Below are 23,345 nucleotides of genomic sequence, written 5' to 3' on the forward strand. Positions count from 1 at the left end.
GCGCCCACATCCACTGGGCCATGATCGACAACATGAGCCGTCGACTGACCCACGAATCGACCCCATCCTGGCGCGATGACCACCCCGAAACAGACACATCCATACACACCTAGACGGGATGCCCTCTTAGCCGGCATGACGTACCAGGCCGGCACGAGCAGCACGACGGGGAGATCCGATGACCGACAGCGCGGCGCCGGCACGGCCGGTGCGGATCCTGCTCGCCGACGACCAGCCGCTGCTGCGTACCGGCTTCCGGATGGTGCTCGGCACCGCGGACGACCTGGACATCGTGGCGGAGGCCGGGGACGGCCTGGAGGCGGTGGAGCTGTCCCGGCGGCTGCTGCCGGACGTGGTGCTGATGGACATCCGGATGCCCCGGATGGACGGGGTCGCCGCGACCCGGGCCATCGTCGACGCCCGGCTGCCGGTACGGGTGCTGATCCTGACCACCTTCGACCTCGACGAGTACGTGGTCGGCGCGCTGCGGGCCGGGGCGAGCGGGTTCCTGGCCAAGGACGTGCCGGCGGAGGACCTGGTCACCGCGATCCGGACGGTGGCCGCCGGGGAGGCGGTGGTCGCGCCGCGGATCCTCAAGCGGCTGCTGGACCGCTTCGCCGACGTGCTGCCCGACCCGGCGGCGAGCCCACCGAAGGCGCTCAGCGCGCTCACCGAGCGGGAACGCGAGGTGCTGGTGCAGGTCGCCCGGGGGCTGTCCAACGCGGAGATCGCCCGGGCGCTGTCGGTCAGCGAGACCACCATCAAGACCCACGTCGGGCACGTGCTGACCAAGCTGGGGCTGCGCGACCGGGTGCAGGCGGTCGTGCTGGCGTACGAGACGGGATTGGTCCGTCCCGGTGCGTGAGCGGCGGGAGGGCCGCGCGCCATCGCCGAGTTGCCCTCGTCACCTACCGTGACCATCGGCGGCGCGGCGGGGTTGACCATGACGTGACGTCAGGTCCTAGCGTCGACGACGACGTCCCGGCGGTGCGGGAAATCGGTCGACCACGGTCGGGTCAGGGGCAACCCTGAGTCGGGATCGGGGCCGACCCGCAGCACGATCTCCGGCACCGGGTACGCCCAGGGGTGGACGGATCCTCCAGCCCCCGGGCCGAGGATGGGGAGAGTGCCGCACCGGCCAGCGGGGGCGGTGCGGAAAACAGCAGGCAGACGGAAGAGGTAGATGACGTGACCGCGACGGTGGGTCCGCAGGCGCAAGCCGCAGCCCGGGCCAACGACGTGTGGAAGGTGTACGGCAGCGGCGAGGCGCAGGTCGCCGCGCTGCGGGGGGTGACCGCCGAGTTCGAACGCGGCCGGTTCACCGCGATCATGGGCCCGTCCGGTTCGGGCAAGTCGACGCTGATGCACTGCCTGGCCGGCCTGGACTCGGTCACCAAGGGCACGGTCGCGATCGGGGACACGACGGTGACCGGGCTCGGCGACTCCGGGCTGACGAAGCTGCGCCGGGACAAGGTGGGCTTCATCTTCCAGCAGTTCAACCTGCTGCCCACCCTCACCGCTCAGGAGAACATCCTGCTGCCGCTGTCGATCGCCGGCCGCAAGCCGGACCCGGCCTGGTACGACACGGTGATCGACACGGTCGGCCTGCGGGACCGACTGACTCACCGGCCGGCGCAGCTCTCCGGCGGCCAGCAGCAGCGGGTGGCCTGCGCGCGGGCCCTCGTCGCCCGCCCCGAGGTGATCTTCGCCGACGAACCGACCGGCAACCTGGACTCCCGGTCCGGTGCCGAGGTGCTGAACTTCCTGCGCAACTCGGTACGGGAGCACGGCCAGACCATCGTGATGGTCACCCACGACCCGACCGCCGCCGCGTACGCCGATCGGGTGATCTTCCTGGCCGACGGGCAGATCGTCTCCGAGCTGGTCGAGCCGACCGCGGACACGGTGCTGGACACCATGAAGAAGCTGGACGCCCCGGCCGAGGTGGCGCGCTGATGTTCCGCGCCACGTGGAAGAGCCTGCTGGCGCGCAAGGTGCGCCTCCTGCTGTCCGGCCTGGCGGTCGTGCTGGGCGTCATGTTCGTCTCCGGCGCGTTCGTGCTGACCGACACCCTCGGCAGATCGTTCGACGCGGTCTTCGCCGACGGGTATTCGCACATCGACGTCATCGTCTCCGGGAAGCCGAAGGTCGCGCTCGGCGAGGCCGAGGGCGAGCAGGTGCCCGCCCCGGTGCCGGCCTCCGTGGTCGACCAGGTGAAGGCGAAGGTGCCGGGCGCGGCAGACGTCAAGGGCCTGGTCAACGCCGACGGTGCCCGGCTGATCGGCAGCAACGGCAAGGTGGTCACCTCGTTCGGGCCGCCGCAGCTAGGCGAGAACTGGGTCGGCGAGGGCGACCTGATCGAGCTCCGCGCCGGCGGGCGGGAGCCCCGGGCCGACGACGAGATCGTCGTCAACCAGGCCCTCGCGGACGCGGCGAAGGTCAAGGTCGGCGACCGGGTCGGCGTGCTGACCCTGGAGCCGAAGAAGGAGTTCACCCTCGTCGGCGTCTTCGGCTACAGCGGTGGCCGGGACTCCATGGGCGGGGTGAACGAGGTCATCTTCACCACCCCGGTGGCGCAGCGCCTGATGCTCGGCAAGCCGGACACCTTCACCAACGTCAGCATGAAGGCCGCGGACGGCGTGTCGGCCGAGCGGCTGCGCGACGACGTGGCGACCGCGCTCGGCGGCGGCTACGAGGTGAAAACCGGCAAGCAGGCCGCCGCCGACCAGGCGGCCAGCCTGAAGGACGCGCTCGCCTTCTTCAACAAGGTCCTGCTCGGTTTCGCCGCGGTGGCGCTGCTGGTCGGCACCTTCCTGATCCTCAACACCTTCTCGATCATCGTCGCCCAGCGCACCCGGGAGCTGGCCCTGATGCGGGCGATCGGGGCGAGCGGGCGGCAGATCATCGGCTCGGTGGTGCTGGAGGCCATCATGGTCGGCCTGATCGCCTCCGTGCTGGGGCTCGCCGCCGGCATCGGCGTCGGCGCGCTGCTGGCGTATCTGTTCGGGAAGCTGGCGGGCGGGCTCAGCCTGGCCGGGCTCGGCGTGCCGCCGGCGGCGGTCATCGGCGCCTTCGGCGTGGGCCTGGTGATCACCGTGGTGGCGGCGCTGCTGCCGGCGCTGCGGGCGTCCCGGATCCCACCGATCGCCGCGATGCAGGACGTGGCCACCCCGGACCGCCCGCTGACCAAGGTCACGGTGGCCGGCGGGATCGTCACCGCGATCGGCGCCGCGCTGCTCTTCCTCGGCCTGAACGGCCACGCCGGCGACAACACCCTGGCCACCATCCTCGGCGGCGTGCTCTTCGCCTTCATCGGGGTGGCGCTGCTGACGCCGCTGATCAGCCGACCGGTGGTCTCCCTGCTCGGGGCGCTCTTCGCCTGGTCGGTGCCGGGCAAGCTGGGCCGGCTGAACTCCGGCCGCAACCCGCGCCGCACCGCGATCACCGCGGCCGCGCTGATGGTCGGCATCGCCCTGGTGACCGGCGTGACGGTGATCCTCGACTCGGCCAAGGGCAGCATCAGCAAGGTGGCCGCGGACACCATCAAGGCGGAACTGGTGATCTCCGGGGCGCAGAGCGGGCCGCGTCCGCCGAGCTTCGACCCGACGGTGCTGGCGAAGGCGGCGGCGATCCCGGGCGTCCAACTGGTCGACGGCGAGTACGGCGACATGGCCACGGTCAACGGCACCCGGACCTGGGTGGCGGCGTCGAGCAACGTCGCCGCGTTGCAGCGGATCTTCGGGGCGAAGGCCACCGCCGGTGACATCAGCCGGCTCGGCCCGGACCAGATGCTGTTCAGCTCCGACACCGCCAAGTCGCGGAACGTGTCGGTCGGCTCCCCGGTGACGGTGCAGCTGTCCCGGGGCGAGGCGCGGACGTACACGGTCAGCGGCATCTTCGAGAGCTCGCAGCTGACCAACCCGGTGGTGCTGCCGCCGCAGGCGGCCGCCGACTTCGCCATCCCGCAGCCGATCCAGGGCTTCGTGCAGCTGGCGCCCGGCGCCCGGGTCGCCGACGTGCAGCCGCAGGTGGAGACGCTGCTCGCCGACAGTCCCGAGGTGTCGGTGGCGGACCGGGACGCGTTCATCAAGCAGCAGACCAGCCAGCTGGACACGCCGCTGCGGATGATTCAGATCCTGCTGGCGCTGGCCATCGTGATCGCGGTGCTCGGCATCATCAACACCCTGGCCCTGTCGGTGCTGGAGCGGACCCGCGAGCTGGGCCTGCTGCGGGCGATCGGGCTGCGTCGGGCGCAGACCATGCGCATGATCACCGTGGAGGCGGTGGTGATCTCGATCTTCGGGGCGCTGCTCGGCGTGGCGGTCGGCACCGGTCTGGGCGCCGCGGTGGTCCGGGCGCTCAAGGACGAGGGGATCACCGACCTGGTCCTGCCGTGGGGCCAGATGGGGGTCTTCCTCGCCCTGGCCGCGATCATCGGCGTGATCGCCGCGGTGCTGCCGGCGGTGCGGGCCGCGCGTATCAACGTGCTGGGCGCCATCGCCCACGAGTGACCCGCACGCGACGCGAAGGGGGCCCCGCCGGCCGGCGGGGCCCCCTTCGCGTCGCGGTCAGGCGGGCGGCTCGCCGAGCAGCGCCGCCAGCAGCTCCAGGTCCGCCGCGGTCAGGCTCTCCCGCTGGTGTACGCCGTCGGTCGGCGGCAGCGGCACCTCCGCCGGTACGGCCAGCACGGCGGCCCCGGCCGCGAGGGCGCTGGCCACCCCGGTCGGCGAGTCCTCGATCGCCACGCAACGACCGATCGGCACGCCGAGCAGCCGGGCGGCGGTCAGGTACGGCTCCGGGTGCGGCTTGGCCGCATCCACCTCGTCGCCGCAGACCACCGCGTCGAAGCTGTCCCGGCCCAGCGTGTCGAGCGCGACCTCGACCAGCGGTCGGCCGCTGGAGGTCACCAGGGCGGTCGGGATGCCCGCCGCGCGAACCGCCCGCAGCAGCGCCAACGCGCCCGGTCGCCAGCGCAGGCCGGTGCGGAACAGGTCCAGGATGCGGGCGTTGATCCAGGCGGCACTGGCCTCCGGGTCGCGGTCCGGCTGGCCGAGGTCGTCGTGCAGGATCCGCATGGAGTGGGCCATGCTGGTGCCGATGATCGCCTTGCGCGCCGCGTCGGACATGCTGCCCCCGTACACCGCCGCGAGTTCCTGCAACGCGACGTCCCACAGTTTCTCGCTGTCGACCAGGGTGCCGTCCATGTCGAAGAGCACGGCGGCGGGATGGTTGCTGCTCAGCGGAGCCTCCTGACGGGTACGGACGTACCCGCCGATCCTCCCAGCCGAGCCGCGTCCGCCGCGCGCCGTACCGGCCGGCGTGACCTGCGGCATCGTCGCGGTCAGCCCAGCCCGCAGGCGCCCAGGGACTTCTCGTAGCCGCGGAAGAACGAGTCGGTGCGCTGCTCGGCGGTGCCGTGCGAGCCCTCGGCGAACCACGGCTGGTCCGGGTCGTCGCCGACCGCGAGCAGCCCCTCCCGGAACTCGTCCAGGTCGCCCTCCTCGAGGGTCAACCGGTCGTCGCGGACCGAGTCGCCGAGGTACGCCCCGGCCATGCAGTCGGCCTGCAGCTCCTGCTGGATGGTGAAGTCGTAGCGGATGCCGAGGCGGACCTGGATGCCGTGCGCGTACTCGTGGCCGAGCAGGTAGAACAGGAACGCGTCGCCGATCTGCCGGAACGCCCCGACCGACCAGTTGACGTCGTAGGCGATGAAGTCCCCCGCCGAGCAGTACACGGCGTTGTTGCGAGGCAGTGGCTGCCCACCGCAGGAGACCTCCCCATCCCGGGTGTACGGCACCACCCGCCGGACCGGCTGGAACCGCTTGCCGGAGGCCTGGAACTGGGCGGTCCAGTAGTCCTCGGCGCTGCCGACGGCGGCGCTGAAGTCCTGCTTGAACTCGGCGACGCTGGTGGTGCCGTCGGCCCGGGTGGTCTTCGCGCCCGGCGAGGCGGGCTGCCGGGACTGCTGCGGGCGGGTCTGCTGGGGGCCGGGCTGCTGCGGCTCGCCCTGGTCGACCCCGCCGCCCATGCAGCCGGCCGCCACCACCACCGCCACCACCAGACCGGCGAGCAGGCCCGGCTGCCGACGTCGCGCGCTCTCCCCCACGATGCCCTCCCGGTCGTGTCCCTGGCGCAGCAGTACCCCGACCGCGCGTCGATGATGCACACCTGTCGATCACGCGCTCCGGGGCCGTCGCGTTCAACGGCGACCCGCCGGGTGCGCTCAGCTGTTCGGGTCCCGCTGACCGCGCTGCCACGTGTCGCCCTGCGAGCCGTGCCGTTCGGCCTCGTACCGGTGCTGGCGGGCCCGGGCCTCCCGGGCGGCGGCGGGGTCGTCGGAGGTCGGCCGCCGGTCCCGCCACGCGACCGCGCCGTACGCCCCGCCGACGAGCACGGCCAGGACCGCCAGCACCACCAGGATCGTCGTCATGCCCCCGACGGTAGGACCACCGCGCACCCGTCGGCCCGACTACGCTGCCTGCCATGATCATCGACGGGTTCGACGTGCACGAGCGGTCGCGCTGGGCGGGGCGGGCCACGGCGTACGAGCGGAGCTTCGCGGCGCTCTGCGCGTACCCGGCGGAGGCGCTGCTGGACGCGGCGGCGGTGCGGGCCGGACGGCGGGTGATCGACGTCGGCACCGGGCCCGGCACCGTCGCGGCGCGGGCGCTGGGCCGCGGCGCCGAGGTGGTGGCGGTGGACGCCGAACCGACCATGCTGGACGCGGCCCGCCGGCACGCCCCTGGCGCGGAGATCAGCGAGGCCACGCTGCCGATGCTGCCGTTCCCGCCCGGCGGCTTCGACGCGGCGGTGGCCAACTTCGTGCTCAACCACGTCGGCGACCCGGCCGCCGGCGTGGCGGAGCTGTGCCGGGTGGTCCGGCCCGGCGGCCGGGTGGCGGTGACCATCTGGCCGTACCCGCAGCCACCGCTGCAGCGGCTCTGGGGCGAGATCTTCACCGCTGCGGGCGGCGAGGCCCCGGTGGACCTGCCGCGAGTGGCGACCGAGCGCAACTTCCCACGCACCGAGGAGGGCCTGGCCGGGCTGCTGGCCGCGGCCGGGCTGGCCGACGTGCGGTGCGCGACGCTGGCCTGGGCGCATCGCGCCGACCCGGAGGACTGGTGGGCCGGGCCGGCGAACGGGATTGGCATGCTCGGCCTGCTGATGGAACGGCAGCCCGCCGCGGTCCGCGACCGGATCCGGGAGGAGTACGACCGGCTCGGCGCCCGCTATCGCGACGCCGCGGGGATGCTGGTGCTGCCCACCGCCGCGCTGCTCGCCTCCGGCCGGGTGGCCTGAGCGCCGCATAGTCTCGCAGCGGAATGTCCGGCGCGGCGCCCCGGCGCCGACGTCTCGGGTGAGCGGCGCCGCGGGCGCCGGCCGAGAGGAGGACCGTGAAGTACCTGATCATGCTGTACGGCACCCAGCGGGACTACGACGCCATGTCCGGCGTGCCCGGTGACCAGCCCCCGATGTCGCCGGAGCAGCTGGCGGCGATGCACGCCCACATGGAGGCGATCCACCAGGAGCTGGTCGAGTCCGGGGAGCTGGTCGACGCCCAGGGTCTCACCGCGCCGGTGCACACCCGCCGGATCCGGTTGCGCGACGGGGCGCCGGTGGTGACCGACGGCCCGTACGCCGAGACCCAGGAGGTGCTGGCCGGCTACAGCCTCGTCGACTGCGTCAGCTTCGACCGGGCCACCGAGATCGCCGCCGGGTTCGTCAACCCGGACGCCGAGGGCGAGTACGTCGACGTCCGGCCGATCCTCGACGCCGTCGAGGAGCTTCAGGGCTGACGGTGGCCGAGGACAGGATCGAGGACCTGCTGCGCCGCCTGGCGCCGCAGGTCCTCGGCGCGCTCATCCGCCGGTACGGGCACTTCGACACCGCGGAGGACGCCACCCAGGAGGCGCTGCTGGCCGCCGCCACCGGCTGGCCCCGCGACGGCCGGCCCGCCGACCCGAAGGCCTGGCTGATCACCGTCGCCGCCCGCCGGCTGACCGACCTGCTCCGCAGCGAACGGGCCCGCCGCCGGCGCGAGGACACGGTGGTCCGGCGGCTGCCGCCGGACCGGCGGCTCGCACCGGCCGCGGACCGGCCAGCGGCCGACGCGGACGACACCCTGATCGTGCTCTTCCTCTGCTGCCACCCGTCGCTGCCCCCGGCGGGGCAGATCGCGCTCACCCTGCGGGCGGTCGGTGGGCTCAGCACCGCCGAGGTGGCCCGCGCGTTCCTGGTGCCGGAGGCGACGATGACCCGCCGGATCACCCGGGCCAAGCAGCGCATCCGGGACAGCGGAGTGCCGTTCGCCCTGCCCGCGGGCCCCGAGCGGGCTGCCCGCCTCGACGCGGTGCTGCACGTGCTCTACCGATCTTCAACGAGGGGTACGCCAGCACCGCCGGCCCGCACCTGCACCGGGCCGACCTGTGCGCCGAGGCGATCCGGCTGGCCCGGATGCTGCAGCGGCTCACCGACGACCCCGAGGTGGCCGGCCTGCTGGCGTTGATGCTGCTCACCGACGCGCGCACGCTTGCGCGCACCGGGCCCGGCGGGGAGGTGGTGCCGATGGCCGAGCAGGACCGCCGGCGCTGGCGGGGCGAGCAGATCGCCGAGGGGGTGGCCCTGGTGAGCGCCGCGCTGCCCCGCGGCGCGGTCGGCGCGTACCAGCTCCAGGCGGCGATCGCCGCCCTGCACGACGAGGCGCCCAGCGTCGAGGCGACCGACTGGCCGCAGATCGTCGCGCTGTACGAGCTGCTGCTGGAGATCTCCGACAACCCGGTGGTCCGGCTGAACCACGCCGTGGCGATCGCCATGGTCCGGGGTTCCCGGGCCGGACTGGACCTGCTCGACGGCCTGGCCGCCGACAGGCGGATCGCCGACGACCCGCGGCGGCACGCGGCCCGGGCGCACCTGCTGGAGCTGGCCGGGGAGCCGGACGCGGCGCGGGAGGCGTACCTGACGGCGGCGCGGCGGTCGCTGAACCTGCCACAGCAGCGCTACCTGCACGCCCGGGCCGCCCGCCTCGGGCTTTCCCGGTCCGCCGGCACCGAATGTCCGTAGCCTCGGTGCCGGGCAACCGACTGCGAGGAGACCCGTGGACGAGCAGGCCGTCCGGGCGGTGCTGACGCACTACATCGCGCACAGCGGCACCGACGAGGACACCGCGCACGAGATCTACCACCCCGACGCTGTCCTGGAGTTCCCACAGTCCGGCGAGCGGTTCGACGGGGTGGAAAACTTCCGCGAGTGGCGCCGGCGCTACCCGGCCGCCGTCAGTTACGAGCTCGGCCGGGTCCGCGGCGGCGGTGACGTCTGGGTCGCCGAGCTCCTCGTCTGGTACGACGGCGGTCCCCCGAAGTACGGGGTGGACATCCTCGAGTTCCGGGGGGACCGGCTGGCCCGGGAGTCAATCTACGTGACCGACGGGTGGGAGGCGCCGGCGTGGCGGGCCCCGTGGCGGGCCGCGCCGGCGACGCACCCGACCGGCTCCTGACCAGCGCGGCCCGCCCCGGCTGCCTGCTGCTGGTCGAGCAGCTACGGGGTACAGCCGGGTGGCGGTCCGACCGAGGGCCGCAGCTCGGGGAAACGGGACAACAGCTCCGCTGGCGGAGGGGTGATCATGGAGGGACGGTAGACGGGCACCGCCGGTGGCAGGGGAATCGCACATGCCTTGGTTCGCGGATCTGTCGCCGTACTCCTACTGGGACCTCTCCGACCCCCACAACCGCCGGGAGGAGCCGCGGCCGGACCTGCCGGTGCGCAACGTCGGCTGGCTCGACGCCGACCACCCTTTCCCGGTGGGCGATGTGGAGGAGGACCTCGTCGCGGCCCTCACCCGGCTGGCGGTGGCACGGGTGCACCAGACGCGCGGCTATCACCTGCGCGAGCTGTGCCTGCGCGACCTCGGCGACGACCGGCTGGAGGCGGTCCGGCTGGGGCTGGTCGCGCGCGGTAGCGCCGAGTTCCGGGTCCTCGGGACCCAGGTCGGCTACGCGCTGCCTGAGCTCGCGGTCCACTACCTCGCGGTGCACAGCTACCAGCCGCCGGCCGAGGTCCGCGCGGCGGCCCTGGCGGTCACGCACCCCTAACCGGCGTCGTCGCCCGGGGCCGGGTGGGGTGGTAGCGGCCAGACGGTGACGGAGGCCTCCGGTGCGTGCACCTGCTGCCTCATCCGCACGTACACCGGCCCCTACCGGGTCTCCAGCCGCCAGTCCTCGTCAGCGGACCGCCCGGTCGGTCGTCGGCATCCGTCCACCGTGCCAGCACCATCGGCGGTCAGCGCAGCCGGTCCCGCCAGGGGTGGTCCGGGTGCACCAGCGCCAGGGCCGCGTCCAGCCACCGGCGCTCGTCGGACGACAGCAGCGGAACCGTCGCGTCGAAGTCCACCCGGTCCTTGTCCCGCTCGGCCTTCGCCTTGAACAGCAGCACCACCTCGGGGCAGAGGTAGGGGATCCCGCCCGGGTCGTGCCGGATGAGCTCCGCGTACGGCCTTCGCAACCGCGGGTCGCGGCGACAGATCCAGGTGTCGCCGTCGTGCGGCTCGCGGAACACGTCGAACCGCCACACCGCCGCGCCGCGCTGCCACGCCCAGGTCTGGTGGTGGGCCCGCAGCGACTCCGGCGACAACGGTGCGACCTGACCGCCCCCGGCCACATGGAAGTCGCAGTCCGGGAAGCGGGCCGCCACCTCGGCGAACCGGTCGGCGGGTACGGCGATCTCGGTGTCCCCGTGGTGGCGGGTCCGCCGGCCGTGGAACAGGTCGAGCGCCCAGCCGCCGGCCACGCCCCAGGGCACGTCGAGCCCCGCCAGCCGTTCCGCGATCACCTGCGGCAGCCACGGATCCCACGCGTCGAGGTGAGGCGCCACCTGCCGACCCTACGTCGCCTGCGCCGCAGCGCGCCGTCCGATGTGGGCGCTCAGCTGCCGCCCGAGCTCGCGGTAGCCGAGCGCGCGGGCCACCCGCCGGGAGGCCTCGGTCCGCGCCCGCCAATGCGGCAGCAGTCCGGCCGCGAGCGCATCCCCGGTCGCCGCCGTGGCGACCGTCCGCGCCAGGCCCCGGCCACGGGAGCCCGGCGCCGCCAGGACGCAGAGGTGGGCCACCTCGCCGGGCCATCGGCGGTAGCCGGCAGCCGCGACCACACGCGTTCCCTCCCGTACCAGGAAGGCCGGCGACGTGATCTCGTCCAGTCCGCGGTCCAGGTACGCCAGCACGGCAGGACCGAGCACGTCGGTGACGGCCGGCAGGGCCCGCCACCACTCGGCGTCGTACAAGGCGTCGACGGGCAACTCGGTCAGGGTGGCGCGCAGGAGCTGGCCGGCGGCGGCATGGGGCGCGGTGGCGATGCCCGCACCACCCACCTCCACCACACCTGCCCAGCCCGGCGGGCACAGACGCGAGCCGGCGGAGACCACGACCCGCACACCGTCGTCGGGAAACGGCGCCCGTGCCCTGGCAGCCAGTGCGCCGCCTACTGGTGGGACCCGCTCGACGCCGTCGCCGACATGCTGCCGTCAGAAGGCGTCGAGGCAGGTGGGCACAGCGACGGCCACAACCCGGTCGAGGCTGGTCTACCTCAACAGCCCGGCCTTCCTCCCGGCCACCGCAGTCAGGCAGCGCGGCATACGCTACGCATCCCCAAGGAAGGGATCTCGGTGACCTCAGACATTCGCAACATCACGTTCGACTCCTCGAATCCATACGAGCTAGCCGGCTTTTGGGCAGAAGTGCTGGGTTATGGGCGTGCCGAGGATGACGTGCCCTTCGATCCGCAGGCCAGCCTGGTACCGCGCGACGACCACCATCCGAAGGTGTTCTTCTTTCAGGTGCCAGACAGCAAGCGAACGAAAAACCCGATACACCTCGACGTGCAACCGGTTGACTGCACTCGAGATCAGGAGATCGAGCGACTGCTCGGCCTCGGCGCTCAACTGGTCGCGGACCATCGACGTCCCGATGGCCTGGGCTGGGTAGTCCTCAAGGACCCCGAGGAAAACGAATTCTGTGTGGTACGCAGTGCCTCCGAGCGGTCTTGACGCCGGAGCCTCAGGGACGTGCCTTCATGGATGGTGATCGCTGGTCACGCGGCTGGTCCACCTCCGGTGCCCCGGCTACCGCATGGACCTGGTCCTCGTCGATGGCCGGCCGCAGCTCGTCTCGACCTACGACCCCTCACGTGTAGGAACTGCGCGCCCCGTCTGCCTGCTCCGACCGTCCTGGTGACGTCGACCGCGGCCGCCTCCATCGCGGTTGCCATCATTGCTGTCGATGGGCCGGCAGAGGACCTGGCGACGCCTAGGCGACCCGCAGGGGCATGTTTACGCAGCTCAGGAGGGTGAAGGCGTCACTTGGCGTTGAAGAGAACCCGGCAGGTCCGCGACCTGCGGCGATGGCCCGGACAGGGCCGTGAGCAGCACAAACGGCGCTCACTGACTTTCAGCAACTTTCGGCGTTTCTCGGTGGCATGTGCCCAAGATGTGCCCACCGACGCCCCGCCAAGTAGGCGACCGGCGAGCACCGGTCGCGGGTCGCCCACGTGAACACCAACCGGGCCGAGGTGTCGGTGATCGACGTCGCGTTGATCCGGTCGACGCACCCGCTCGCGCAGCCGATGCTGTCGCTCACCTCGGCGGAGGGTCCGGTGACCGAGCACGTCGTCATGTCGGTCGGCCAGGCCAGGGCGCTCTCCTACGTCCTACGCCGGCTGATCGACATGACGAAGGGCAACGGGCGATGACCCGGCCGGACCGCTGGTGGCGGCCGTCGACCACCCGCCGCCCCGGCACGGCGTGCCAGGGCGCGCCAGATGTACACCGATCGGGAGCTGAACAAGACGTTCGACACCGGTTACGCCACCGGGTACGCCGACGGGCTGGAGCGTTGCCGGCAGCGCGACGAGCAGCTGCGCCGGCTGGCCGAGGCGTGCGAGCAAGGCCCGGACGCGGTCACCGCGCTGGCGCGTGAGGTGGGCGTGATGCCGGCGGACGAAGTTGACGGTGACCAGATGCTCGCCGACCTCGAGCGGTGGCTACGCGAGCAGGACTGACCGAGGCCGAAGGGGCGCCCGACGCTGACCCATCGGGCGCCCCTTCACTTTCGGCGTCGGCGGGTGGCCCACCAGATCGCCGCCGCCGCGATGGCGAACGGCACCACGAAGCAGAGGACGACGGCGATCGACGGCAGCTTAAGTGACCCCATGGCTGGGGAGCCTACGAGCCGACGTCACCTCTCGACCGCCGATCCGCCGGATCCGTGGGTGGCCGTGCCGGCACGTCCGAATGGCCGACGCGGACGCGGCCCGGACGGTCCGATCGGTCCCGGCGGGCCGCCGGGGCGTGGCCGGCCGGCCGGGGTGCCTCACCGCTGCGCCACCTGGCGCGCCACCGGCCCGCGGCAACCGGCCTCCGGCAGGGCGAGCTATTCGGCCTCGAGGTCGCCGACGTCGACTTTCTGCGGCGGACGCTCACCGTCGAGCGCCAGGTCCAGCCGGCCGCCGCCGGCGGCGTCGAGGCCGGCCAGCCGCTGCACCGGAACCGGTTCAATCGGTACGTGTGGGCGCCGGCCCGGACCGCAGCCGGCCTGCCGAGGCGACCTGCCACGACCTGCGCCACTTCTTCGCCTCGGCGCTGATCCGGGCTGGCCTGTCGGTCAAGGTGGTCAGCGACCGGCTCGGCCACGCCAACGCCGCGCAGACGCTCGGCGTGTACGCCCACCTCTGGCCGGACGACGACGACCGCTCGCGCGAGGCGATCGACGCCGCCTTCCGACGGGATGTGCCCCCACCGTGCGCCCAAGCAGGGAGGCGTGACCTATGTTCACTCAGGTCAAAGCACGTGCACCGCCCGCCGAGGCTATTTGGCGTTGTATTGACCAAGGGCGGGGGCGTAGTCGATCAAAGCGGACGACATGGCGTCTGAGCTGCTGCCGTGCCTGGCATTGATGGTCAACGGTGGGCACTGCGGGTTCCCCTCAGACGGCCTGGAAACGGCATGATCTTGGTCCTGCCGGTCCGCTAGGCGTCGTCGAAGCATGACCACCGCAAGCCCTGCCGTCCCGATACTCCTGGACGTCAAGCTCCGTCGGCCGTCTCACCGGCGGAGCTTGACACCTTCGTCCCGAAGGAACGACGAGCCGTCGATGAGCTTGGTAGGCCGGCAGCGTGAGCTGCCAGGATCGTCCACCGACGTCCATGGGCGTTCGTCGTTGCTCACCTGCGTCGTCACCCAGTTGGTCACTCAGCCGTACTACCGAGAGCTGGGTAACCGGGGCATCGTCCCGTCGTGGGTACCCTGCGCCTGTGGCGCAGCAACGAGAACCTGACGGCGATCGCCTCCGCGTTCGGACGCTCCTACCACGCCTACCCCGCGACCCAAGACAACCGCTCCCCGGTGGCGCCAGCGATACCGAGCTGAAAGACCTTGCCACACGGCTCGGCACCGGCCTACCCGAGGACCTTGCCGCCTGGCTGCGAATCTGCAAGGGTGCTCCGATCGGCCCAGGCGGACTGTTCGGAGCACGTCCGGACAGGGACTTCCTCGACATGGCGCTCCGCGCTGCGACCTTCTCGACGTGGCGGCAGCTCGGCTGGCTCCCCGTCGCCGGCGACGGCTTTGGCAACTACTACATACTGCTGACCCAGGAGGCCCTTGCCGGATACGTCGCCTTCGTCGAGGCCATCTCCGACCCAGAGGAGATCGCCTACCTGGTTTCTTCCACTCTCTGGGGCTTCCTGCGCTTCCTTTTCGAAGCTGAATGCGGCGCGAAGGGCTGGCCGTTCGACCCGAACGTAGTCCTGGCGGCCGACCCCGCCCTCGCTCACCTACAGCCTTGGATCCGATGACCTGGCCGAGAAGCTGCAAGAGCTACCAGAGCTGCACTCTCAGCTTGGGAATCGGATTGATCCACAGGCTGGGTATCCGTGCGGGCTGGAAGCGAGCGCGGAGCGTGCAGGCTGGGACTGTCGGCGTGCCGGCGTTGACCCATGTTGACCGCTGTATCGGGCACGCATCTGGCACGCCGAGGCGGGGCCACCGCTACGGTCGTTCGTCCGACTGCTGCGCTACGTCGCGCCGTCGCAGTTCGACACGTGTCAGCCAAGCAAGCCCGCCGAGCGATGCAAGCAAGATCCAGCCGCCGGGGTTCGTCGGGGCAATCACCAAGGCGGTGATAGCGCCCACCGCACCGAATGCGCCAAAGAGCCACATCTTGTGGAGCGGCATCTCCCGAGGCGGCTGCGGCTCACGCTCAGCAGACGCGTTAGAGTCGTCGGCGGTCATGCGCTGATCTTTGCTGTAGCCGTGTGCCTCGTCAACGCACGGGACTGCCGAGACCTCTTCGGTGTGAACGATGGCGCGGTGTTGAGCTGGCTCGATACTGGGTCTGAGCTGCTGCATCCGTCCACCACTGGCCAGGTTTGTCCACCGACGTGCGTCCCGATCGTCACCCAGTTGGTCACCCGCCGGCGTAGGGTCGCGACGTGTCCAATGTCTTCATCGTCCGCGTCGAGGACGACACCTGGGTGGGCGTAAGTGCGCGTACCAGAGACGCGCTGGACTTGTTCCGCGCCCGGCACCCGGGCTCCTGGCTAGACAACTAGTTGTTCACCGGCAACGCGGCACCGTCAGTTTGGAAGGTGCCTGGATCTGCCGGTAGATCATCTCGGCCGTGCTGGTTGGCAGCGCCACTCGTCGCCTCCGTCCGTTGATGATCCGGCGGCGTACTCTCTTGCTGCCCCTTGTTGACCGACGTAGCGGGCACGTGACGGGCACGGCAAGACAGCCAGCGGGTCTCGGCCTAAAGCTGTCGAGCTGATCGCACTGCCGGGGCCATCGTCAACCCGAACGACGCGAGTGACTACCACCGTCGCCCTGACCGCTTACGGTGTCTCCCGAGCATCCACATGCGAGGAGAGGCAAGTGCTCGTCCAAATCGATGGCCGCGAGGTACGGACCGAGGGCGACCTTCATCGGCTCCTGGGCCGGGCTCTCGACTTCGGGCCCTACTACGGTTCGAACCTAGATGCCCTGTGGGATCGGTTGACCATGGATGTCCCCCGCCCCGTCCGAGTGGTCTGGACCCACTGGCCGGTCAGTAAGAGGAACCTCCGAGCGAAGAGATTCGGGAAGATCTGCAGCCTCCTGCGAGCCGTTCAAGCCAAGGACCAGGAGCTTGGCCAGGAGGAACGGTTTGAGTTCGAGCTGCTGTGACCTCTTCGTCCCGAAGGAACGATCAGAGGCCGCGCACCTGCGTTGATGCCTACCCGGAGCTGCCGAGACAGTCTCGAACCGTCCGTGGTTGTCCGTGGTTGGATGCTCCGCTTGTCACTCAGTTGTCACCCACCGAGCCTGGAACGCTCGGCCGTCCGTCTGCGGCCTAGGCTTGGCTCATGAGGCGCAGCCTGTTAGCTCGGCTCCACAACCCGGGTGGGTACTCCTGTGGATGCCCGTCGTCGTGCTGGTGCCAGCGCGGGAAGCTGGGAGCCCTGGTGCGCTGGTACGTGCCCGGCCGCTTCCACCGGACCGGCCGCTAATGATTGAAATCCTGTACTTCGACGGTTGCCCGAACCATCGCGGGCTTGAAGACCGAATACGCGCGCTGCTAGCTGAGGCCGGCGTGGAAATGCCGATCTCACTTCGGCGCATCGATTCCGACGACCAGGCGGCCGAGGAGCGGTTCCTGGGCTCGCCCACGATCCGCGTCAACGGCGTGGACGTTGATCCCGCCTCTGATGCCCGCGATGGCTACGGGCTGATGTGCCGGGTGTATGCGACGGACGACGGACTGCGCGGCACTCCTCCCGACGAGTGGATTGTGACGGCGCTGCGCCAAGCCGCGGCGCGATGAGCCGCCCGACCCCTCGTTTGTAAACTCTGGGCAACCTTCCGACTGCGTCCACCCGCGGCCGGGCCGCCCCGTCCGGCCCTCCGGGAGCACGTGATCGTGCGCCGTCGTCCGTCATCGTTGCTACAGGCGCTGCGACACCCTGCATCCGGCGGGCCAGCAGTACACCAACTACAGATGAGGAGGCTCCGGCCGGCCTGGTGATCGGGCCGGTCACGCCTTGCTGCCTGGGCAAACGTCGTCACCAGTGGTCGTCGTTGGTCGCTCACGATCGGCCTCCGACGGCCTGGTTTCGGCCTGGACCTGCCATGGCCATCGTGCGGGGGCCGGGCCTTCTGGTTCCATGTACGCCATGGACCGGCCCAGATGCGTGCTCACGGTTGGTTCATCCGGCCGGTTTGACGGCGTCTACCACGCCCACTGGGAATGGAGCAGGTTCGAGATCGACGTTCCCGGACGATGGTGGCGCCGCCAGGTGTATTGCGACCTGGTGAGTGACACAGTCCGGTGGCCTACGGAGATCCTGCGGGCCACCGAAGGTGGCCGAACCTCCTACGCCAAATTCGCCATCGCAATCGATGCTGACGTCATCGAACGTGGCAACTTCGGCCACAGGGGCACCCTGCGATGGCGGCTGGCAGTACGCCGGTGGGTCGATGTTCAGCCGCTCCGGTAACCGATAGGTCCACCGCCTGGTCGTCGTGCTCCCTGGACTCCTTGACCCCCAGGCAACCAACATGCCGTGGCGACCCGCCTAATCATCGGCATCGGCCTGCCGAAACCTTCCAGCGAGGTCCGTAGAAGTCCGCCACCGCTCGCACCTGTCGTCACCCAGTCAGTCACCCAACAGGCCGAGCGCTCTTCCCGAGGATCTCTCGGCTAGGCTTCCGCCCCGATTCCCCTGAGAGGAGCGTCATGGCAAGGATCCGCCGCGCCCGGAGCGCCCGAGCGCTCGCCGCAACCGCGCCGCTGCTGACGGTCGCCGCGCTCCTGCTGTCGAGCGGATGCACGTCGCCGGCACCGACCCCACGGGTAGAGGCCAGCGACTCGCCGCATCGGAAGCTGTACACGCCGGAAAGCCTTCTCGGTATGCCCAAGTCGATGAGCCGGGAGTTGGTCGACGCGGCCCAGTCGCAGTTGGACCAGCTCAAGCGCGAGGTCGGCCAACCGACCAGCGCGGTCGGCTGGGCCTACGGGGGCGAAACGCCGGACGCGGACATGGTCTATATCAGCGGTGCGTCAGGGACAGTGGCCGACCCAGCGGGCACCGTGGATCGTGCGCTTCGGCCGTACCGGATCAAACAGGTGGGCAAGGTTGACGCCGGCCAGCTCGGGGGCGAGGCCCGTTGCGGGCAGGGACACGCCGAAGACGGCAGCTACCTGACCGCCTGCGGCTGGGCGGACAAGGAAACGGTCGGGGTGGTGGCCTTCGTGTCCTCGCGTCCGCAGGGCGACCGCACCGCCGACTTCCTTGCCGTGCGAGGCGACCTCGAACGCCCGGCCGGCTGATCCCGGCAATCGAGGGTGGTAGCAGTTTCGAACCCGACCCCTCGCTTGTAAGTTCTGGGCAGCCTTCCGACCGCGTCCACCCCTGGCCGGCCCGTTGCCCTCCGGCCCGCCAGGAGCGCGTGACCGTGCCCCGTTGTCCGTCATCGTTGCTACAGGCGCTGCTACACCCTGCATCCGCCGGACCAGCGGATTAAGAGAAGAGCGCGGATGCCGGGTCAGAGGACCGGGTGCCTGGTCGCACCGTCGGGGAGTGTCGGCTGCTGTCGTTCGTGGCGGACCCGCTTGGCTGTACCGCTGGCTGTACAGCCGTGCACCGTCGACCTTCTGATCCGTAGATTCCCAAGACCACTCCGCTGCCGTTCGGCAACGTCCGGGTCGCCCTGGTGGCCTCGCCCTCGGCAACTGAATCGGTCCGGGCGCGTCCGGCTACGTTCGCCCCGGTGGCTCCCATCCGTGGCTCCCAAGCCGGGCCCCAAGTGACGCCTCTAGCCCGATTGCCCCGGTCGTCGTTTGGCCAGGAGCGCCGATGCCTCAGCCAACATCTCCGATTCGAGCTGTTCACGTCCCTCGGGCCAGTCGTCCCACTCGGAGGCGAGGCCGGTCAACTGGTTGAGCCAGTCCGGCCAGCCAAGTGCGTCAGCCTGGCTCAACATCCAGCTGGTGCCATCGACCGGGCCGACGGTGCCAGCAGTCATGCGCGAGGCCCAGTAGATCACCAGATCCTCCGGACCGGCGTGAAAAGGCGGCAGGACTGCGCCCAGCTCCATCAATGCCCGCCGCATCAGATCTCGGCCTTCGCGTACCTCGGCGCGGGGCAAGCCACCGAGTTCCCGCAGCGTCGGGCTATCGAGTCCCTCCGCCAGTGCCTGCGCCGCCCAGCGAGGGAAGTCCTCGCTCGGGATGGCGCCCGCGATGAAGCGATCCGCTACCTCTTGCACGTCCTGCATCCGCTCAGTGTGTCGCCGAGCACGATCATCCAGCCAGCGTTTTGGCGCGCCCGGTTGCGGTCCTGCGCCGCTGTCAGTCACGCGGTTTAGGAAGTGTGGATACGGCCGGAAGTCGGACGGCGGTGACCTCCCTTGACCTGCGTCGCCATGCCGGCGGCCACGTCCAGGAGCTGACCGCCGTTGCCCCTTGGCTCCCGTTCCAACGGGCACGCAACGGGCACGACGACCGAAGCACCAGCAGAACCCCGTTTGGGGCGGGCAGCGCCGCGCGTATGCGCGTTGTAGCGTGCGCTGTCATGACGTTGACGTCGGTGCACGTCCCCCCACGGAGGCCCCTGTGACGCGCCGTCGACGGCTCCTGGTCGCCGCGGCGCTGGCTGTCGCACTGTGCACCGGGTATCTGTCGGCCACCATCGGCCATCGCCTCGATCATGGCAGCTCGTGGTGGCATGGGGCTGACGCGGAGTCCCGCACGGAAGGGTCGAGGACGGAGGTGCGGTTCGCCTTCAATCCCGGAGGGCAGGTCACGTTCGGCGCGTCCATCCGCAATCCCGGTCCGTGGCCGGTGACGATCACCGGCATCGCGGTCGATGACGGTCCGGTCAAGATTGCCCGCTTGGCGGTAAACCATGCCGATGAGGCCACTGCCGTCGTGTTCGACCCGGCTGCGGCGGCACCGTTCCACTCGATCAGGGTGGGGGCGGGCATGGAGCTGCCGGTCTTCGTCACGATCACGATCCCGGACGTGGAGGTGGCTCCCGGATCAGGGCTGTTCTTCGATGACCTCGCGGTCGACTACGACGTGCTCGGCCTGCCTCGTCAGCAGCGGGTGCCGATGGGCTTCCGCCTGTTGGTCCTCTCTGCAAACGGCTACGTTCCACGCTGACCGACGACGGCCGGGAGCGGCCGTGGGATTAGAAGAAGATCGCGGACGACTGGTCAAGCCGTCACGCCCCTGTTCAGCCCGTCCGTGGTTGTCGGGCGTCGTCGGCCACTGCCGCTGTCCTTGGCTGTACGGATGGGTGTACGACCGGCCTGCGCTGACCATCTGATCCGTAGCCTGGATCGGGCTGTCCAACTCGGTGCGGGCGGGTTGGCAGCTACTGGCCGAAGCGCTTCACCCGTCCGCTGCGGTGGCGGTCCGTCCAGCGCCGTTGCTGTCACTCGTTGCTGTCCTCGGTGAGGCGCCGCTCCCCTTCATCCCACGCCGTCCGCCCCGCTGGCTTCCAAGCCCGTCGTCATTCGCGGACCCAGGGCAGCAATCCCGACCTGGGGTATACCAACCACCAGAGGAGTCCCGCGATCGGCCAGTACGTCACGGCGGCGACGGCGAAATACCACGGGCGCCATCCATCGAGCAAGCCGCGGTAGCCGTGGGCAGCGGCCCAGTCGTGCAGTGCCCAACTCCACAGCGCATAGCCGGCAAGGAAGGCGAGGGACCAGGCAACTCGTACTGCATTTCCCGGCCGGCGTCTGCGCCAGCGGTCCACTGCTTCCCGCACATTCGGTGCCACGCGTACATCATGACCCGGCCTTGCAAAGATCAAAACTGCTGTCAGCCGGTGTCGAACCTGCCGCTAGCCTGGGGCACCGACGCCGACCGGCGTACTCGGTGCTGTCGGTGACCTCGACCGTATCCACGTGGGGCGGTCAGCGGGCCTGGTGAGGAGTTGAGGCCATGATCCGGCGGAATGACCCGCTCGCCCTGTTGGCGATCGCCATGGGCACGGCGACCGGCATATTCGGATGCGTAGCGCCCACCCACCTCCCCTACACCCCCCAGATGCGGCTGCTGCTGTTTCTTACGCCGATCGGCACGCTTGTGCTGCTCATGTACCTCGCGGGGCCGGCTGCCTTCGTGGCGGTGACCCGCACGCATGTCGTCGTGGGCAACCCGCTCGTCAGATACAGCGTTCCACGGTCACTGGTCGACGGGGTCCGGATCGATTGGTTCAGCATCGAGCTGCAGGTCTCCGGGCACTCGCCCGTTCCGATTGCCGCCCTGACCCCGGGCGTGGGCGGTCACAACCGGGTGCGCCCGGGCGGGTACCAAACGCGCTTGAACAGGATCGCGGCGCTCTTGGACCACACGCCGGCGACACTCATGGCCGGCACGATGGTGCGCCGGTACCGCTACGTACACCTCGTCCTCTTGGCGGTGGACGTCCTGGCTCTGGTCGGGATGGTGCTCTACATCAGCACCGACCCGCTCACCAGTACATAGGACCGAACCGGCGCACGGGCGGGCCGGGTACATCCGGAGAAACATCAGCCCTGGACAGGCTGGGCGGCTCCACCTGACCGACCGGTTCGACGACCACGTGCCGGGGACGTCCTTCGGCGACGTCACCGTCGAACAACTACTCGTCCACGCGGCCGGCCTGCAGGCCGAGACTAACGGCCCGTGGTGGGAACGGACGCCCGGCGGCACGTGGGACGAGCTCGTCGCGTCGGGCGTCGGGCAGCGCTTCCGCCCCGGGCGTCGCTTCCACTACACGAACGTCGGCTACGGCGCGTTGGGTCAACTCGTCGCCCGGGCCCACGGCGTCGACTGGTTCGAGGTCTTGCGCCGCGACCTGCTCGAGCCGCTCGGCATGGGCCGCACGACGAGGCGGCCCACCGGGCGCGCGGCGCGCGGTCTCGCCGTGCACCCCTTGCCGACGTCCTCCTGCCCGAGCCCGAGCACGACGCCGGCGCGATGGGCCCCGCGGGCCAGCTGTGGACCACGATCGAGGACCTCGCGCGGTGGGCCGCTTTCCTCGCCGGCGACACCGGCGAGCTGCTCGCCGCCGACACGCTCGAGGAGATGTGCGAGCCGCACCTCGTCGTCGACGACCAGGGTGTCCCTTGGACGGGTGCGCACGGGATCGGCTGGCAGGTGTTCAACGTCGACGGACGCCGGTACGCCGGCCACGGCGGGTCGATGCCGGGCTTCGTCGCCGAGCTGCGCGTCGCCCGCGACACCGGAGACGGCGTCGTCGTGCTGACGAACACGACGAGCAGCCCGGCGCCCCGGCGTCTGGTCACCGCGCTGCTCGCCGGGCTCGAGCAGCACGCGCTTCCGCCCGGTCGGCGTCGACGCGTGGGTCGGGCTCGACGGCTACCACGCAGGCGAGCCGCTGCGGGTCGTCCGCCGGACCGACGGGGCCGTGTCGCACCTCGACCTCGCCTCGTTCCGCTTCACCCGGACGCCCTACGACCCCGATGCCGACGTGCCGGGCGGGGTCTACCCCGCCGGCTGGCGGTAGTGCCCGCCCCCACGTTCTCTTCGGCAAGAAGGTCACCGTTCACGTGGTGGACCGCTCAACCTGGGTGCACCAAGGCGTCTGAGCACGCGAAGAACGCACTCATCTGGCGCTGCCCGGGCGTTGCTGGTGGGCACCATCCATCGCGCGCTCCGTCAGCAGGCGGCGGATCAGTCACGCGGTGTGACGACCAGGCGTTACCGTCCGACGAACTGTCACCCATCAACTGGAATAGATGCGGGCGGGTTCAACTGAAGCCTGACAGGCCGGCAACCGGCTGTCCGGTCTCGGGACCTGCATGACAGATCGGTATCACGACCTGAGTGACAATCTGACAATGAATGACATCAGAATCCGCGACCGAACGGCGGCTGACCTGCCACAGTGCGTCGCGGTCCTCACCGAGGTCCATCGCCTCGACCGCTACCCGCTGAACTGGCCGGCCGACCCGGAACGATGGTTGTCGCCAACCGACGCCCTGCACGCATGGGTCGCCAAGACGGAACGAGGCTCGATCCTCGGCCATGTCGCCGTTCACCGCGTCTGCCCCGCAACTGTCCCTGCCTCGACGCCCGCAGCCGAGGTCAGCCGCCTGTTCGTCGCACCCGCCGCCCGCGGGTACAACGTCGGGACCCAGCTCCTAACCCACGCGTGGCCGATCACCTCCCTCACGGCGTGCCGTACCGCCGTGAGGGAGGCCGGCGGTTCGGCTGGCAGGATCGACGCAGCCTTCGGCTACGACCCGACGACCCCTGACGGCCTGGCGACGGCCTAGGTGGGTAGCGGAAGGGTATTTGCGCAGCTCAG

Annotated in this window: 25 protein-coding genes and 3 pseudogenes; 21 read left to right on the forward strand and 7 right to left on the reverse strand. The window is 70.7% G+C overall.

Annotated features, from left to right (window positions below; genetic code table 11):
- Nucleotides 1-178: 178 nt before the first annotated feature.
- The 3 genes from SLP03_RS26985 to SLP03_RS26995 all read left to right on the forward strand — a co-directional run bounded on the left by SLP03_RS26985 (nt 179) and on the right by SLP03_RS26995 (nt 4,511).
- Nucleotides 179-865: a response regulator transcription factor gene (locus tag SLP03_RS26985; protein ID WP_319463449.1), complete on the forward strand. Its 687-nt coding sequence runs from the start codon at nt 179-181 to the stop codon at nt 863-865.
- 323 nt (nt 866-1,188) lie between these two features.
- Nucleotides 1,189-1,956 (forward strand): ABC transporter ATP-binding protein, encoded by a 768-nt coding sequence (locus SLP03_RS26990; RefSeq protein ID WP_319463450.1) that lies wholly within the window; start codon nt 1,189-1,191, stop codon nt 1,954-1,956.
- Entirely contained in the window at nt 1,956-4,511 is a 2,556-nt protein-coding gene (locus tag SLP03_RS26995; RefSeq protein WP_319463451.1) for an ABC transporter permease, read from the forward strand. The genes SLP03_RS26990 and SLP03_RS26995 overlap by 1 nt, the downstream gene beginning before the upstream one ends.
- Nucleotides 4,512-4,568: 57 nt before the next feature.
- On the opposite strand, the gene SLP03_RS27000 is transcribed toward SLP03_RS26995, so the two are convergent.
- The 3 genes from SLP03_RS27000 to SLP03_RS27010 all read right to left on the reverse strand — a co-directional run bounded on the left by SLP03_RS27000 (nt 4,569) and on the right by SLP03_RS27010 (nt 6,430).
- Nucleotides 4,569-5,216 carry an HAD family phosphatase gene (locus SLP03_RS27000; protein ID WP_319463478.1) on the reverse strand — a complete coding sequence of 216 codons (648 nt, stop codon included), beginning with the start codon at nt 5,214-5,216 and terminating at the stop codon, nt 4,569-4,571.
- 125 nt (nt 5,217-5,341) lie between these two features.
- On the reverse strand, nt 5,342-6,166 hold the full coding sequence (locus SLP03_RS27005) for a neutral zinc metallopeptidase (protein ID WP_319463452.1): 825 nt from the start codon (nt 6,164-6,166) through the stop codon (nt 5,342-5,344).
- A 57-nt stretch (nt 6,167-6,223) separates the two neighbouring features.
- Nucleotides 6,224-6,430, reverse strand: a complete 207-nt coding sequence (locus SLP03_RS27010) for a hypothetical protein (protein ID WP_319463453.1) — start codon at nt 6,428-6,430, stop codon at nt 6,224-6,226.
- 53 nt (nt 6,431-6,483) lie between these two features.
- Between SLP03_RS27010 and SLP03_RS27015 the strand changes: the two genes are divergently transcribed.
- From SLP03_RS27015 to SLP03_RS27035, 5 genes and pseudogenes are all read left to right on the forward strand, one after another.
- Nucleotides 6,484-7,299, forward strand: a complete 816-nt coding sequence (locus tag SLP03_RS27015) for a class I SAM-dependent methyltransferase (RefSeq protein WP_319463454.1) — start codon at nt 6,484-6,486, stop codon at nt 7,297-7,299.
- Nucleotides 7,300-7,394: 95 nt separating this feature from the next.
- Nucleotides 7,395-7,796, forward strand: coding sequence for a YciI family protein (locus SLP03_RS27020; protein WP_319463455.1), 402 nt, complete (start codon nt 7,395-7,397; stop codon nt 7,794-7,796).
- Between the two features lie 2 nt (nt 7,797-7,798).
- Nucleotides 7,799-9,060: pseudogene (locus tag SLP03_RS27025) on the forward strand (RNA polymerase sigma factor).
- A gap of 34 nt (nt 9,061-9,094) precedes the next feature.
- Nucleotides 9,095-9,493 (forward strand): nuclear transport factor 2 family protein, encoded by a 399-nt coding sequence (locus SLP03_RS27030; protein WP_319463456.1) that lies wholly within the window; start codon nt 9,095-9,097, stop codon nt 9,491-9,493.
- Between the two features lie 172 nt (nt 9,494-9,665).
- Entirely contained in the window at nt 9,666-10,088 is a 423-nt protein-coding gene (locus SLP03_RS27035) for a hypothetical protein (RefSeq protein ID WP_319463457.1), read from the forward strand.
- A gap of 187 nt (nt 10,089-10,275) precedes the next feature.
- Here the strand turns inward: SLP03_RS27035 and SLP03_RS27040 are convergent, their stop codons facing one another.
- Nucleotides 10,276-10,866 (reverse strand): nucleotidyltransferase domain-containing protein, encoded by a 591-nt coding sequence (locus SLP03_RS27040; RefSeq protein WP_319463458.1) that lies wholly within the window; start codon nt 10,864-10,866, stop codon nt 10,276-10,278.
- Between the two features lie 9 nt (nt 10,867-10,875).
- Nucleotides 10,876-11,358: a GNAT family N-acetyltransferase gene (locus tag SLP03_RS27045; protein ID WP_319463459.1), complete on the reverse strand. Its 483-nt coding sequence runs from the start codon at nt 11,356-11,358 to the stop codon at nt 10,876-10,878.
- 144 nt (nt 11,359-11,502) lie between these two features.
- On the opposite strand from SLP03_RS27045, the gene SLP03_RS27050 reads away from it, so the two are divergent.
- The 6 genes from SLP03_RS27050 to SLP03_RS27075 all read left to right on the forward strand — a co-directional run bounded on the left by SLP03_RS27050 (nt 11,503) and on the right by SLP03_RS27075 (nt 14,837).
- Nucleotides 11,503-12,033 (forward strand): VOC family protein, encoded by a 531-nt coding sequence (locus tag SLP03_RS27050; RefSeq protein WP_319463460.1) that lies wholly within the window; start codon nt 11,503-11,505, stop codon nt 12,031-12,033.
- A 500-nt stretch (nt 12,034-12,533) separates the two neighbouring features.
- Nucleotides 12,534-12,734: a hypothetical protein gene (locus SLP03_RS27055; protein WP_319463461.1), complete on the forward strand. Its 201-nt coding sequence runs from the start codon at nt 12,534-12,536 to the stop codon at nt 12,732-12,734.
- Between the two features lie 69 nt (nt 12,735-12,803).
- Nucleotides 12,804-13,043 (forward strand): hypothetical protein, encoded by a 240-nt coding sequence (locus SLP03_RS27060; protein ID WP_319463462.1) that lies wholly within the window; start codon nt 12,804-12,806, stop codon nt 13,041-13,043.
- Between the two features lie 505 nt (nt 13,044-13,548).
- On the forward strand, nt 13,549-13,914 hold the full coding sequence (locus SLP03_RS27065) for a tyrosine-type recombinase/integrase (RefSeq protein ID WP_319463463.1): 366 nt from the start codon (nt 13,549-13,551) through the stop codon (nt 13,912-13,914).
- 363 nt (nt 13,915-14,277) lie between these two features.
- Nucleotides 14,278-14,409 carry a hypothetical protein gene (locus SLP03_RS27070; protein WP_319463480.1) on the forward strand — a complete coding sequence of 44 codons (132 nt, stop codon included), beginning with the start codon at nt 14,278-14,280 and terminating at the stop codon, nt 14,407-14,409.
- Complete coding sequence (locus SLP03_RS27075) at nt 14,406-14,837, forward strand: SMI1/KNR4 family protein (protein WP_319463479.1); 432 nt, start codon at nt 14,406-14,408, stop codon at nt 14,835-14,837. Before SLP03_RS27070 ends, SLP03_RS27075 begins: the two co-directional genes overlap by 4 nt.
- 193 nt (nt 14,838-15,030) lie before the next feature.
- Here the strand turns inward: SLP03_RS27075 and SLP03_RS27080 are convergent, their stop codons facing one another.
- The gene (locus tag SLP03_RS27080) at nt 15,031-15,390 is read right to left on the reverse strand and encodes a hypothetical protein (RefSeq protein WP_319463464.1); all 360 of its coding nucleotides are present in this window, start codon (nt 15,388-15,390) and stop codon (nt 15,031-15,033) included.
- Between the two features lie 522 nt (nt 15,391-15,912).
- Between SLP03_RS27080 and SLP03_RS31760 the strand changes: the two genes are divergently transcribed.
- The 3 genes from SLP03_RS31760 to SLP03_RS27090 all read left to right on the forward strand — a co-directional run bounded on the left by SLP03_RS31760 (nt 15,913) and on the right by SLP03_RS27090 (nt 18,346).
- Nucleotides 15,913-16,203 (forward strand): barstar family protein, encoded by a 291-nt coding sequence (locus SLP03_RS31760; RefSeq protein WP_413644752.1) that lies wholly within the window; start codon nt 15,913-15,915, stop codon nt 16,201-16,203.
- A 322-nt stretch (nt 16,204-16,525) separates the two neighbouring features.
- Nucleotides 16,526-16,840 (forward strand): hypothetical protein, encoded by a 315-nt coding sequence (locus tag SLP03_RS27085; RefSeq protein ID WP_319463465.1) that lies wholly within the window; start codon nt 16,526-16,528, stop codon nt 16,838-16,840.
- Between the two features lie 912 nt (nt 16,841-17,752).
- Nucleotides 17,753-18,346 (forward strand): hypothetical protein, encoded by a 594-nt coding sequence (locus SLP03_RS27090; protein WP_319463466.1) that lies wholly within the window; start codon nt 17,753-17,755, stop codon nt 18,344-18,346.
- A 485-nt stretch (nt 18,347-18,831) separates the two neighbouring features.
- On the opposite strand, the gene SLP03_RS27095 is transcribed toward SLP03_RS27090, so the two are convergent.
- Entirely contained in the window at nt 18,832-19,293 is a 462-nt protein-coding gene (locus SLP03_RS27095) for a hypothetical protein (RefSeq protein ID WP_319463467.1), read from the reverse strand.
- Nucleotides 19,294-19,630: 337 nt separating this feature from the next.
- Between SLP03_RS27095 and SLP03_RS27100 the strand changes: the two genes are divergently transcribed.
- From SLP03_RS27100 to SLP03_RS27115, 4 genes and pseudogenes are all read left to right on the forward strand, one after another.
- Nucleotides 19,631-20,179: a hypothetical protein gene (locus tag SLP03_RS27100; RefSeq protein WP_319463468.1), complete on the forward strand. Its 549-nt coding sequence runs from the start codon at nt 19,631-19,633 to the stop codon at nt 20,177-20,179.
- A 792-nt stretch (nt 20,180-20,971) separates the two neighbouring features.
- A complete protein-coding gene (locus tag SLP03_RS27105) occupies nt 20,972-21,517 on the forward strand; it encodes a hypothetical protein (RefSeq protein WP_319463469.1) in 546 nt (181 codons plus the stop codon).
- Between the two features lie 97 nt (nt 21,518-21,614).
- Nucleotides 21,615-22,258 (forward strand): annotated as a pseudogene (locus tag SLP03_RS31765) (serine hydrolase domain-containing protein); the annotation flags it as partial.
- Between the two features lie 617 nt (nt 22,259-22,875).
- A pseudogene (locus SLP03_RS27115) lies at nt 22,876-23,187 on the forward strand (N-acetyltransferase family protein); the annotation flags it as partial.
- Between the last annotated feature and the right edge of the window lie 158 nt (nt 23,188-23,345).

Origin of the sequence: Micromonospora sp. RTP1Z1 (assembly GCF_033804685.1) — a bacterium.
In the GTDB taxonomy this organism is placed as follows: domain Bacteria; phylum Actinomycetota; class Actinomycetes; order Mycobacteriales; family Micromonosporaceae; genus Micromonospora.

Coding starts and splice junctions, on each gene's coding strand:
- SLP03_RS26985 (WP_319463449.1), top strand. CDS start 179: ATGACCGACAGCGCGGCGCCGGCACGGCCGGTGCGGATCCTGCTCGCC.
- SLP03_RS26995 (WP_319463451.1), top strand. CDS start 1,956: ATGTTCCGCGCCACGTGGAAGAGCCTGCTGGCGCGCAAGGTGCGCCTC.
- SLP03_RS27010 (WP_319463453.1), bottom strand. CDS start 6,430: ATGACGACGATCCTGGTGGTGCTGGCGGTCCTGGCCGTGCTCGTCGGC.
- SLP03_RS27015 (WP_319463454.1), top strand. CDS start 6,484: ATGATCATCGACGGGTTCGACGTGCACGAGCGGTCGCGCTGGGCGGGG.
- SLP03_RS27035 (WP_319463457.1), top strand. CDS start 9,666: ATGCCTTGGTTCGCGGATCTGTCGCCGTACTCCTACTGGGACCTCTCC.
- SLP03_RS27050 (WP_319463460.1), top strand. CDS start 11,503: ATGCTGCCGTCAGAAGGCGTCGAGGCAGGTGGGCACAGCGACGGCCAC.
- SLP03_RS27060 (WP_319463462.1), top strand. CDS start 12,804: ATGTACACCGATCGGGAGCTGAACAAGACGTTCGACACCGGTTACGCC.
- SLP03_RS27080 (WP_319463464.1), bottom strand. CDS start 15,390: ATGCAGCAGCTCAGACCCAGTATCGAGCCAGCTCAACACCGCGCCATC.
- SLP03_RS27085 (WP_319463465.1), top strand. CDS start 16,526: ATGATTGAAATCCTGTACTTCGACGGTTGCCCGAACCATCGCGGGCTT.
- SLP03_RS27090 (WP_319463466.1), top strand. CDS start 17,753: ATGGCAAGGATCCGCCGCGCCCGGAGCGCCCGAGCGCTCGCCGCAACC.
- SLP03_RS27095 (WP_319463467.1), bottom strand. CDS start 19,293: ATGCAGGACGTGCAAGAGGTAGCGGATCGCTTCATCGCGGGCGCCATC.
- SLP03_RS27105 (WP_319463469.1), top strand. CDS start 20,972: ATGATCCGGCGGAATGACCCGCTCGCCCTGTTGGCGATCGCCATGGGC.